This is a genomic window from Hoeflea sp. IMCC20628, from assembly GCF_001011155.1.
Classification (GTDB): Bacteria; Pseudomonadota; Alphaproteobacteria; order Rhizobiales; family Rhizobiaceae; genus Hoeflea.
The window spans coordinates 3826726-3838707 of sequence record NZ_CP011479.1 but is presented as its reverse complement, the minus strand read 5'-3'; the positions used below and the strand labels follow the sequence as shown (position 1 = coordinate 3838707).

10 protein-coding genes are annotated in these 11982 nt (G+C 61.2%); 8 read left to right on the top strand and 2 right to left on the bottom strand.

What is annotated here, in order from left to right; all coding sequences use genetic code 11:
• Positions 1–54: 54 nt before the first annotated feature.
• The 3 genes from pstB to phoB are packed head-to-tail and all read left to right on the top strand — an operon-like array spanning position 55 to position 2351.
• Entirely contained in the window at positions 55–870 is an 816-nt protein-coding gene (gene pstB / locus IMCC20628_RS18035) for a phosphate ABC transporter ATP-binding protein PstB (RefSeq protein WP_047031356.1), read from the top strand.
• 46 nt (positions 871–916) lie between these two features.
• Positions 917–1639 carry a phosphate signaling complex protein PhoU gene (gene phoU, locus IMCC20628_RS18030; RefSeq protein ID WP_047031355.1) on the top strand — a complete coding sequence of 241 codons (723 nt, stop codon included), beginning with the start codon at positions 917–919 and terminating at the stop codon, positions 1637–1639.
• Positions 1640–1667: 28 nt separating this feature from the next.
• The gene (phoB, locus tag IMCC20628_RS18025; RefSeq protein WP_047032733.1) at positions 1668–2351 is read left to right on the top strand and encodes a phosphate regulon transcriptional regulator PhoB; all 684 of its coding nucleotides are present in this window, start codon (positions 1668–1670) and stop codon (positions 2349–2351) included.
• A 9-nt stretch (positions 2352–2360) separates the two neighbouring features.
• On the opposite strand, the gene IMCC20628_RS18020 is transcribed toward phoB, so the two are convergent.
• Together IMCC20628_RS18020 and IMCC20628_RS18015 are read right to left on the bottom strand one after the other, a co-directional pair.
• On the bottom strand, positions 2361–2678 hold the full coding sequence (locus tag IMCC20628_RS18020) for a hypothetical protein (protein ID WP_047031354.1): 318 nt from the start codon (positions 2676–2678) through the stop codon (positions 2361–2363).
• Positions 2679–2842: 164 nt separating this feature from the next.
• Positions 2843–3367 carry a GcrA family cell cycle regulator gene (locus tag IMCC20628_RS18015; RefSeq protein ID WP_047031353.1) on the bottom strand — a complete coding sequence of 175 codons (525 nt, stop codon included), beginning with the start codon at positions 3365–3367 and terminating at the stop codon, positions 2843–2845.
• Positions 3368–3843: 476 nt separating this feature from the next.
• Between IMCC20628_RS18015 and IMCC20628_RS18010 the strand changes: the two genes are divergently transcribed.
• The 5 genes from IMCC20628_RS18010 to IMCC20628_RS17990 all read left to right on the top strand — a co-directional run bounded on the left by IMCC20628_RS18010 (position 3844) and on the right by IMCC20628_RS17990 (position 11966).
• Positions 3844–5031, top strand: a complete 1188-nt coding sequence (locus IMCC20628_RS18010; RefSeq protein WP_047032732.1) for an aspartate aminotransferase family protein — start codon at positions 3844–3846, stop codon at positions 5029–5031.
• A gap of 14 nt (positions 5032–5045) precedes the next feature.
• Positions 5046–5969 carry an ornithine carbamoyltransferase gene (gene argF / locus IMCC20628_RS18005; RefSeq protein WP_047031352.1) on the top strand — a complete coding sequence of 308 codons (924 nt, stop codon included), beginning with the start codon at positions 5046–5048 and terminating at the stop codon, positions 5967–5969.
• A gap of 114 nt (positions 5970–6083) precedes the next feature.
• Entirely contained in the window at positions 6084–7076 is a 993-nt protein-coding gene (locus tag IMCC20628_RS18000) for an Hsp33 family molecular chaperone (RefSeq protein ID WP_047031351.1), read from the top strand.
• 85 nt (positions 7077–7161) lie between these two features.
• Positions 7162–8556, top strand: a complete 1395-nt coding sequence (locus tag IMCC20628_RS17995) for an efflux RND transporter periplasmic adaptor subunit (protein ID WP_047031350.1) — start codon at positions 7162–7164, stop codon at positions 8554–8556.
• Complete coding sequence (locus tag IMCC20628_RS17990; RefSeq protein WP_047031349.1) at positions 8553–11966, top strand: efflux RND transporter permease subunit; 3414 nt, start codon at positions 8553–8555, stop codon at positions 11964–11966. Before IMCC20628_RS17995 ends, IMCC20628_RS17990 begins: the two co-directional genes overlap by 4 nt.
• Positions 11967–11982 lie beyond the last annotated feature (16 nt).

The window sequence follows — 11982 nt, the reverse complement described above, 5'->3', positions numbered from 1 at the left end:
TCGCACAAACGACCACGCCCTGAGTATACTGGAATTGTTGAAGGGAAGACGGAGATGAACATCATGTCGGAAGCGGCTACGGAAAGAGCGGTCAACGCATCGGTTGATCAGTTCGAGATCAAGATGCGCGGCACCGATGTCTGCGTCTACTACGGTGAGAAACAGGCGCTGTTTGACGTCAATCTGGAGGTTCGCAAGAACAGCGTCACCGCGCTGATCGGCCCGTCCGGCTGCGGCAAGTCGACATTTCTGCGCTGCCTGAACCGGATGAACGACACCATCGACATCTGCCGGATCACCGGCGAGATCACCTTCGACGGCGAGAACATCTACGCACCGATGATTGATGTCGTCGAGCTGCGCGCCCGCGTCGGCATGGTGTTTCAAAAGCCCAATCCGTTCCCCAAATCGATCTATGAAAACGTCGTCTATGGACCGCGCATTCATGGCCAGGTCTCCACCCGCGCCGAGATGGACGAGATCGTCGAGCGCAGCCTGATCAAGGCCGGCCTGTTCAACGAGGTCAAGGACCGTCTGCACGAGCCCGGAACAGGCCTGTCCGGCGGCCAGCAGCAACGGCTTTGCATCGCCCGCGCCATCGCCGTTAGCCCCGAAGTGATCCTGATGGACGAGCCCTGTTCGGCGCTTGACCCGATCGCCACGGCCAAGGTCGAGGAGCTGATCGACGAATTGCGCGAGAACTACACCATCGTCATCGTCACCCACTCGATGCAGCAGGCGGCCCGTGTGTCGCAACGCACGGCGATGTTCCACCTGGGTAAGCTCGTCGAGGAAGGCCCGACCGACAAGATGTTCACCAATCCGGACACAAAGCTGACCCAGGATTACATCACCGGCCGCTTCGGCTAATGCGCCCGCCACGCGCATCACGAATACAGAATTGAAGGATCACAAAATGCCCGAAGCTCATACCGTCACAGCCTATGATGACGAACTCCGCTTCCTCGTGCGCCGCTTGTCGGAAATGGGCGGCATCGCCGAGCGCATGGTCGCCGACGCGGTCGCGGCGCTCGTCAACGCCGACACGGCGTCCGCGCAGCGGGTCATCTCCGAAGACTTGCTGCTCGATGAGGGCGAACGCGAGATTTACGACAAGGCGGTTCTGATCATCGCCAAGCGCCAGCCGATGGCGTCGGATCTGCGCGAAATCATCGGCTCGATCCGCATCGCGTCGGACCTCGAGCGCGTCGGTGATCTGGGTAAGAACATCGCCAAGCGGGTGATCGCCGTCCACACCATGGCGCAGCCGCGCAAGCTGGTGCGCGGACTCGAGCATCTGGCCGAACTGGCCCTGACCCAGCTCAAGGAGGTGCTCGACGCCTTTGCCACACGCTCGCCGGAGCTCGCACACACCATTCGCGAGCGTGACGAGGAGATTGACGCGATCTACACCTCGCTGTTCCGCGAATTGCTGACTTACATGATGGAAGACCCGCGCAACATCACTGCCTGCACCCATCTGCTGTTCTGTGCCAAGAACATCGAGCGCATTGGCGATCACGCCACCAACATTGCCGAAACGGTCTATTACGTTGCCACCGGCGAGCAACTGTCCGCTGACCGCCCCAAGGACGATGACACCGCCAGCATGATCGTATCCGATCCGGGTTCGGCGTGACAATGCGGGGAGTTTACAGATCATGGCGATAAGCCCGCGCATTACAGTGGTTGAGGACGAGGAAGCACTCTCGGTGCTGCTTCGCTACAACCTGGAAGCAGAAGGCTACGACGTCGACACCGTTCTCCGCGGCGACGAGGCCGAGATCCGGCTGCAGGAACGTGTCCCGGATCTGCTGATCCTGGATTGGATGCTGCCCGGTATTTCCGGCATCGAATTGTGCCGGCGCCTGCGCGCACGGCCTGAAACCGAACGCTTGCCGATCATCATGCTGACGGCGCGCGGCGAGGAAAGTGAAAGGGTTCGCGGGCTCGCAACGGGTGCCGACGATTATGTTGTCAAACCGTTCTCCACGCCAGAATTGCTGGCCCGGGTCAGGGCGATGTTGCGCCGTGCAAGGCCGGAAAGCATTTCCACACTGCTCAAGGTTGGCGACATCGAGCTGGACCGGGAAACGCACCGGGTGCGCCGCCGCGGCCGCGACGTCAAGCTGGGGCCGACCGAGTTCAAGCTTCTTGAATATCTGATGAGCTCACCCGGCCGGGTTTACTCGCGGGCGCAACTGCTCGATGGCGTCTGGGGTCACGATGTCTATGTCGATGAACGAACCGTCGATGTGCATGTCGGCAGGTTGCGCAAGGCGGTCAATCTGTCGGGTATGCGCGACACCATCCGCACCGTGCGTGGCGCCGGCTATTCGATCGAGAGCTGACCGGGGACCTCAGGGGATGGTGACAGTCAACGTTTCGGCCGTGAGTTCACTGCCGAGCTCGACACTCCGGTCCTGCTTGTCGATGACGCAGATGTAGCTCACAAAGGCGTCGCCGCCTTTGGCCTTGCCGGTCACCACAGCGAGACCGAAGCTTTCGCTGCCGAAAGGATCGACGGCGGCCTTGCCGTCGTCGAGCATAGGCGCGGCCGCCTCAAGGCATTTGCTGCGCACCTCGGCGGCAAATTCAGCCCAGGCGTCATCCGAGGAGGCTGCGGCAGGTGCGATGGACATCGGCAAAAGCAGAAGTGCAGTCATCAAATGGCGCATCGGCCGATCCTCTTTGCCTGATTTTGAGTGTGTCGCGACCGACAACTTACATTGATTGCGGTCTCCGCGTCACCATCCATGATCTCAACCGTCACGGCCACACGAGCGCAAAAAAAAGCCCGGATTGATGGATCCGGGCTTTGCTGTCTTCAATCGAAATTGGTTCAGCGGGCGCGCTTGCGCTCGCTGGACGGCTGGAACGCCAGTTTGGCGTGGTAGCCGCAATAGGGAGACGCCTCGCCTGAATCATTGCCGCAGAAATGAAAGCCCTCTTGCAGAGGATCGCCAAGTGGCCATTTGCAGGTCCGCTCTGAAAGCTCGATCAGCGTAAGGCGCCGTGAAATAGGCACCACAACGTCATCGACCGGCCGCGTATCGATGTTCTCCACGGCTACGACGTCGAGATCATCTTTCAAAGCTGCGCCGCCGCTTGAACGGCTGACGGTGCGTGTTGTCTGTGTCGCCGTGCGTCCGGCATAATTCGGTGCGCGCGGTGCTGCGGTTGTGCGTTTGGTCCGCACGGCCGCCTGACCGCCGCTTTTGGCTCTGCCGGGAAGGTTGAGGCGATGCACCTTGCCGATCACAGCATTGCGGCTGACGCCGCCCAACTGTGCCGCAATCTGACTGGCGCTCAGCCCGTCTGCCCAGAGTTTCTTGAGTCTTTCAACCCGATCATCAGTCCAGTTCATGCCTTGGTCTCCGTTTATCCCGTGTTCCGGGATGGCAGAATCCCTCACCGCCGCTCCGGATGACCGGAGCTCAAGCGCTCGGTTACTGTGAGGTGAATAGTGTCCGCCGCGAACGTCTAATTCATAAATTCAACTTAGTGGTTGCATGACTCTATGACAAGAGTCAGGCGAATCATGCCGATTCCTTTTTTCGGTTTTCCCCAACTTACAGGTTGAGACTGGCTGAAGGCCGTGCCGCACTTCCAGACAGCCATCCCGATATGCTCCCGCATAAGATAAAGTGCAAACCGGCGCTGGACCAGGCGCACAGCTTGTCTCATTGACAGTCCATACCGAAATGTAAATAGTGCCCACGCCGCCCCGGAATGGGCGGCATTTTTGGTTTTCCGGCACTGGGTGACTGGGCGGAACGCAACAACCTCCGCCAAGCTTCGGTCAATGCACCGATGCCCGGTGTCCAATGGGAGATGAGCGCCATGGCTGATGTCAAGCCGCTTTATGATACTTACAATCGCGTTCCCTTGGTCTTTGAACGCGGGCATGGCGTGTGGCTGGAGACGAACACTGGCGAACGCTATCTCGATTTTGCCGCCGGCATCGCGGTCAATTCGCTCGGCCATACCCATCCGCATCTTGTCGAAGCGCTGAAAGCGCAGGCCGACAAATTGTGGCATCTCTCCAACGTCCATGAAATTCCGGGTCAGACCCGGATGGCCGAACGGCTCACCGAGGTGACTTTCGCCGACAAGGTGTTCTTTACCAATTCGGGTGCAGAAGCGCTCGAATGCGCCATCAAGACCGCGCGCCGGCATTTCTATGTCAACGGCCAGCCGGAGCGCTACCGCATCATCACCATGGAAGGTGCGTTTCACGGCCGGACGCTGGCAACCATCGCGGCCGGCGGCCAGGCCAAATATCTTGAGGGTTTTGGTCCCAAGGTCGAGGGCTTCGATCAGGTGCCGTTCGATGATCTTGAAGCCATCAAGGCGGCCATCACTGAAAACACTGCAGCCATTCTTGTTGAGCCGGTACAGGGCGAGGGCGGCGTCCGGCCGCTGTCCAACGAAACCCTGCGGGCGCTGCGCGATCTGTGCGACGAGCAGGGAATCCTGCTGGTTCTGGATGAGGTCCAGTCCGGTGTCGGGCGGACCGGCAAGCTGTTTGCCCATGAATGGGCCGGGATCGAACCCGACATCATGGCGATTGCCAAAGGCATCGGCGGCGGCTTCCCGTTTGGTGCCTGTCTAGCCACGGCAGATGCTGCTGACGGCATGACGCTGGGCACCCATGGCACCACCTATGGCGGCAATCCGCTTGCCATGGCAGTTGGCAACGCTGTGCTGGATGTCATTCTGGAAGAGAATTTCCTGCCGCATGTCAACGATATCGCGCTGGTGTTGCGGCAAGGACTTGCCTCACTCAAGGATCGCTATCCTGATCTGATCACGGGCGTTCGCGGGGCAGGCCTGTTGCTCGGCATTCAATGCGCCAAATCCAATGCCGATCTTGTCTTGGCCATGCGCAATGAAAATCTGCTGGCCGTCCCGGCTGGTGACAATGTTGTCCGTTTGCTTCCGCCTTTGATTGTGACCGCCGAAGAAGCCCGTGAAGCCCTCTCCAGAATAGAGGCGGCGCTCGATATGCTGTCTCACAAATCCTCTTAACCGGACTGGATCCCATGACGCAGACCAAATCCGACGGAACTCGCCATTTTCTTGATCTCGCAGCTGTCAGCTCTGCCGATCTGCGCGCCATGCTTGATGCGGCGCGATCAGCCAAGACAACCACCGAGGTTGACCGTCCGCTAGCTGGCAAGATGCTGGCGATGATTTTTGAAAAGCCGTCGACGCGCACCCGGGTGTCATTTGACGTCGGCATGCGCCAACTCGGCGGCGAAACCCTGTTCCTGTCGGGAACCGAGATGCAGCTTGGCCGCGCCGAAACCATTGCCGACACGGCCAAAGTCCTGTCGCGCTATGTCGACATGATCATGATCCGCACGCTTGACCATTCCCGCATGCTGGAACTGGCCGAGCACGCCACCGTGCCGGTTATCAACGCGCTGACCGATGACACCCATCCCTGCCAGATCATGGCTGACATCCTCACTTTCGAGGAACATCGTGGCCCGGTGAAGGGAAAGACGCTGGCCTGGACCGGTGATGGCAACAATGTGCTTCATTCGCTGATCGAAGGTGCGGGGCAATTCGGCTACCGCATGCAGATTGCAACCCCGGCCGGATCCGGGCCCGAAATGAAATATGTCGACTATGCCCGCAAGCTTGGTGCCGAAATCGACATCAGCACCGATCCGGACCGCGCCATCAAGGGGGCCGACTGCGTCATCACCGACACCTGGGTGTCTATGAACCAGGAACACAAGGCCCGCGGCCACAATGTTTTCCTGCCCTATCAGGTCAATGAGGATTTGATGGCCAAGGCCAATCCGGATGCCCTGTTCATGCATTGCCTGCCTGCCCACCGTGGTGAGGAAGTCACGGACGGGGTGATGGATGGACCGCAATCGGTGGTGTTTGACGAAGCCGAAAACCGGCTTCATGCGCAAAAGGCGGTGATGCGCTGGTGCATGGGCGTTTTGTAGCGCCTCTGGCACTGTCGCCGGTCAGTACCTATATGCGCTGTTGGTAATTTGGACGCGGATCATGCCTGGCCGACCCGAGGCAGGACGCGCCATGCTCAACACTCGGGAATGATGATGGAAACCGATATCCAAACCCTCGGCGAGCCTGGCTTCGCCGGAGATGACAAAGTTCTGCCCTTCGATGTGGATGGCCTGGATGTGCGCGGACGCACCGTTCAGCTTGGGCCGATGATCGACACGATCCTCGCGCGGCATTCCTATCCGGAGCCGGTGGCACGGCTGCTTGCCGAAGCCATCGCCCTGACGGTGCTGCTCGGAACGTCGCTCAAGTTTGAAGGCAAGCTGATCGTCCAGACCAAGGGCGACGGGCCTGTGGATCTCCTCGTGGCGGACTTCTCCACGCCGGGAAACCTGCGTGCCTATGCTCGCTTTGACGAAGAGCGCCTTGCTGCCGCGCAGGCTGCCGGAACCACGAGCCCTGCCGAACTGCTCGGCACCGGTGTGCTGGCCTTCACCATTGACCAGGGCGAGTACATGCAGCGCTATCAGGGCATCGTCGAAATGAAGGGCGAAACGCTGGAAGCCATGGCGGAAACCTATTTCCGTCAGTCCGAGCAGATCCCGACACTCGTCCGGCTGGCCGTTGCCGAACTGTTTGATCGCGACAGCGACGGCAACCCGCGCCAGAGTTGGCGCGCCGGTGGAATCGTGGTGCAGTTCCTGCCCCAGTCACCCGACCGGATGCGGCATCCCGACCTTCCAGGTGGTGATGCGCCGGAGGGTGTCGAAGAGCTGCTTCACAATGATGATGACGGCTGGGCCGAAGCCAAGGCGCTTGTCAGTACCGTGCAGCCGGGTGAATTGACGGATCCGGAAGTGGGCGCCGAACGTCTGCTCTACCGGCTGTTTCATGAGCGTGGCGCCAAGGTCTATCCGCCTGTGCCGGTGTTTGACCGCTGCAGTTGCTCCCGCGAGCGGCTGGGCGAGGTTCTGCGCGGCTTTACCGCCGAGGAAATCTCCAACAGCGTTGAAGATGGTGAAATCACGGTGCAATGCGAGTTCTGCTCGACAGCCTACCGTTTCGATCCGTCCGAGTTTGGCGGCTGATCCTGACTTTGCCGTAACATGACAAAACTTTAATTTGCCATGTTGCGGCATTGCGTTACCTGTTCAAGGTCAACGGAGGAGATCCATGCTCGACAGGCCCCTGCCCGAAAGGACAGAGACGCGTACAAACCTGCCAACCGATGCTGACGCCAAAAAAACGGCGTCTGCCCGTTCCGGGGTCTTGCGGCCTGTGGCGCAGTTCGCGCTGATGGCGCTGGTTCTGGCCGGCGGCTGGGTGGTGATGGAACGCATGGCTGCGTCCAAGCCGGAGCGCTCGCCGCGCGAATTCACCCCTCTGGTCTACACCGTCGACACAATGCCCGCCGCGCGCGCCGACAATCGTCCCGATATAAGGCTTTATGGCCAGGTTGATGCCGGTCGCAATGTCGAATTGCGCACGGCAGTCAGCGGCGACGTGGTCGAGATACATCCGGATCTGGTGGCTGGCCGTCGCGTCGCCAAGGGCACGGTTTTGCTGCGTGTCGATGCTTTTGCCTATGAAGGCGCCTTGCTTGAAGCCCGCACCAATCTTGCCTCTGTCCGCGGCGCCATCGCCGAGATTGACGCGCGGCTCGCCGCCGAGCGGGAGCAACTGGAGGCGGCCGACGCGCAACTGCAACTGGGCAGCGCCGATCTCGAACGCGCGCTGTCGCTGGCCGGCTCCGGCGCCCTGACCGACAAGGAAGTGGATGCGCGGCGGCTGATCCTGTCTCAACGCGAACAGGCTTCAGGTCAGCGCCGCAGCAATATCCTCATCGCCGAAGCGCAGCGCACTCAGCAGGAAGCAAATGCCGAGCGGCTGGAATGGAAAGTCCGCGAAGCTGAGCGCAAGTTGGCTGACACAGCGCTTGTAGCGCCGTTTGATGGCATCATTTCCGAAGAGTCGGTCGAGACTGGCCGGTCGGTGAACGCCAACGAAGCTCTGGTTTCGATCTATGATGATACAGCGCTCGATGTGCGCTTCACCCTGACCAATGCCCAGTATGGCCGCATGGCGACCGATGCCGATCCGCTGATCGGCCGCGAGGTCAAGGTCAGCTGGAGTGTCGGCGGCACCGATTACACATGGCCGGCACTTATTGACCGTATCGGCGCGCGGGTCACGGCCGAGCGCGGTGGTGTCGAGGTTTTTGCCCGCATCGCTGAAGCCGACAATCCGGTGAAACTGCGCCCCGGCGCCTTTGTCTCGCTGGTGGTGCCTGACCGCATCTGGCCGCAAACCTTTCGCCTGCCCGAAACCGCGCTGCGCAATTCCGACCACGTCTTCATCGTGGTGGACGGCAAATTGTTGCGCCGCGAGGTCCGGCTGATTGCCTGGGACGGCGAAGATGCCATCCTCGATGGCGAGCTTGAGGACGGCGACATCGTGCTGGTCACACGGCTGACCGAAGCGACCGAGGGCGTGCGCGTGCGTGAACCGTCCGCAGGCAGCCCACCAACTGCGCCATCGCCCGAAGCGGAAACGGACAGCGACCAATGAGCGTCGGCGAGGCGTCCGGCCGGGGGCTGGTTGCCAGTCGCGGTCTGGTCAGCACTTTCATCCGGCACCCCAATGCGGCCAATCTGCTGATGGTGCTGATGATCCTGTTCGGCGCATTCTCGATTGCCCGCATCAACACCCAGTTTTTCCCCACCATCGACAGGCCGACCATCAGCATCGGCGTTGCCTGGTCCGGCGCCAGCGCCGAAGACGTCGAGACCAACATCCTGGCACTGATCGAGCCGGAGGTGCGCTACGTATCCGGCGTCGACCGGATGACGTCAACCGCAGCAGAAGGGTCCGCCACGGTGCGGCTTGAGTTTACCGACGCCACTGACATGACCCAGGCCATGACGGATGTCGAAACCGCGGTCAAGGCGGTGGGCAACCTGCCTGAGGATGCAGAAGACCCCACCATATCGAGGTCGGTGTTTTTCGACAGCGTTGCCAAGCTTGCGGTGTTTGGCAGTGCCGATGAAGTGGTCAAACGCGCCTGGGCCAAGCGCATTCGCGATGACCTGATTGATCGTGGCATCGACAAGATCAATTTCACCGGCCTGCGTAGCGCCGAAATCCGTATCGAGGTGCCGGAGATCGAGCTTCGGCGACTCGATATGAAGATCTCCGATGTCTCGACCGCGATTGCCGCCAACAGCCGCGACCTGCCCTCGGGGACCGTCGAGGGGGCCGTTGATCGTCAGTTGCGAACCCTGGCGGACGCCCAGGGCGCGCGCGAACTCGCCGATGTCGAAGTCAAATCCTTCACAGGCGGCGAAAAAGTGCTGCTGGGCGATATTGCCGAGATCACTGATGGTTTTGACGCTGACGACACCCGTGGTCTGGCCAGCGGATCGCCGGCAATCGAGCTTGATGTCCGGCGTGCGCCCACTGCCGACACGCTCAAGACCGCATCTATCCTGTCGGGCTATGTCGACGAGATCACCCCGCAACTGCCGCCCGGCGTCGAGCTGGCGACCTATGAAGTTGCCTCCGATGCACTCGCCGCCCGGATCTGGCTGCTGGTCAAGAACGGGCTTGGCGGCCTGCTGGTGGTGGTGGTGATCCTGTTCGCGTTCCTCAACGCCCGCATCGCCTTCTGGGTCGCCGCCGGCATCCCGGTGGCGATGCTCGCCACCATCGGCTTCATGTATGCCTCCGGGCAGACCATCAACATGATGTCGCTGTTTTCACTGATCATGATGCTCGGCATCATTGTCGATGACGCCATTGTCGTGGGCGAACACACCGCCACCCGGCTCGAGATGGGCGATGATCCGCAAACGGCGGCGGAAAACGGCGTCAGCATGATGTTCACCCCGGTGATTGCGGCGATGTCGACCACGCTGGCGGCCTTCGCGCCGATCCTGCTGATCGGCGACACCATCGGCCAGATGATGGCCGTCCTGCCGATGGTGGTGATTGCCGTTCTGGTTTCAAGCTTGCTTGAGTGCTTCCTGATCCTGCCTGGGCATCTGGCCAATTCGCTGGCCGGGCGCAAGGCACCGGGCTGGTCCTGGTGGCGCCAGTTCCTGATTGCACTTGTGCTGATGGTGTTTTTTATCGGCGTGTCCGGACGCCTGGCCGTAGATCTGGCGCTGGGTGCGAGCGATTCCGGCTTGCGATCTGCGGCGCGTGACTATGCCGGATTGCCCGCGGCTGCGCGCATGGCCATCGTGGTGGCGGTGTCGCTGGCTCTCGCCACACTGATGGAATGGGCTTTGCTGGCCCTGCGGCGGCGAAAAGCCCACAAGAATGGCCGCGTTGAAGCTGCCGGTGAAAGTCGGTTCCGGCGCGCCTTTGACGCCGGCTTCGACCGGTTCCGCAACGGACCTTTCTCGTGGCTGGTGCAACTGGCCTGGGACTGGCGTTACGTGACGCTCTCCATCGCTCTCGCTATGGTGATGGTTCTCGCCATCGGCCTGGTTCGGTCTGGACGTGTCGAGTTCGTCTTCTTCCCGTCGCCGGAAGCCGAAAATATCAATGGCACACTCATATTCAACGCCGGCTTGCCCGAAGAAACAGCCCTCAAGGCAATTGCGGCGCACGAGCAAGCCCTGCGCCAGGCCGACGTCGCTTTGGCGGGCGACGGGCCGTCTTCCATCCGCGCTGTTTTCACTACCTTCGGGGCGTCAAGCCGCAGCGGCAGCGCCACGGCGCGCATCCAGGTGCAACTGACCACGTCGGAGGAGCGCGACGTCCGCACGCCGGACATTGTCAACGCCTGGCGCAAGGCAGCGCCTGACATCGCCGGCGTGAGCCGCTTTACCGTTGCGCAATCCCGCGGCGGACCTCCGGGCAGGGACATCGAGGTGCGGCTGCAGGGAGACCGCGTGGCAGCGTTGAAAACTGCCGCGGCCGATGTCATCGCGCTTCTGTCAGGCGTTGCGGGCGTCACCGGTCTTGATGACAATCTGCCTTGGGGCAAGCCGGAACTTGTCATGCAATTGACCCCGCAGGGGGCCGCGCTGGGGTTTTCGATCGAAGATGTCGGCCGGCAGATCCGCAATGCCTTTGATGGCGCGGTTCCGTTCCGCTTCCCGCGCGGCAGTGACGAGGTCACCGTGCGCCTTGTCCAAGTGCCGGCGTCGCCGGGTGCCCAGGCTCTGCGTGACTTTGAACTCAGAAGTCCCGGTGGCACCTTCGTACCTTTATCGGAAGTTGTCGAGATGACCGACAGGCAGGGGTTTTCCGCGATCCAGCGTCGTGATGGCAAGAGCACCATTTCGGTCACCGGTGACATCGATACGGCGCTGACAACCACCGGCGCAGTGGTCGAACAACTGACCTCCAGCGGCAGCCTCGATCTGGTCGCGGCCCGGCACGGCGTCAGCTATTCCTTTGGCGGACGGTCGGAGGAACAGGAAAACGCCTTCGCTGACCTCAAGATCGGCGTCGCTGTGGCGCTCAGTGTCATCTACATCATTCTGGCCTGGGTGTTTGCCAGCTACTGGCGGCCAATCGCGGTTTTGCTGATCATTCCCTTCGGCATCGTCGGCGCGATTTTCGGCCATTGGGTACTGGGCTACCAACTGACAATCCTGTCCTTCATCGGCCTGCTGGGACTGGCGGGTATTCTGGTCAATGATTCCATCATCCTGGTCGACCGGCTTGAGGAGCGTCGCGCCTCAGGCGACAGTCTTGCCGAGGCCGCGGTCGGTGCCAGCCGCGACCGCTTGCGCGCCGTGTTGTTGACCTCGCTGACCACCATCGGCGGGCTGCTGCCACTGCTATATGAGACCAGTCTGCAGGCTCAGTTCCTGCTGCCTATGGCAATCACAATTGTCTTCGGCCTCGCCACGACCACGCTGCTGGTGCTGTTCCTGGTGCCGGCGCTGGTTGGCATTGGTGACGATTTTGCCCGCGCTCTGTCGTTCCTCTATGGCCGCCGTCCGGCGGCGGGACGCGTATGATACCAATGCAGCTTGG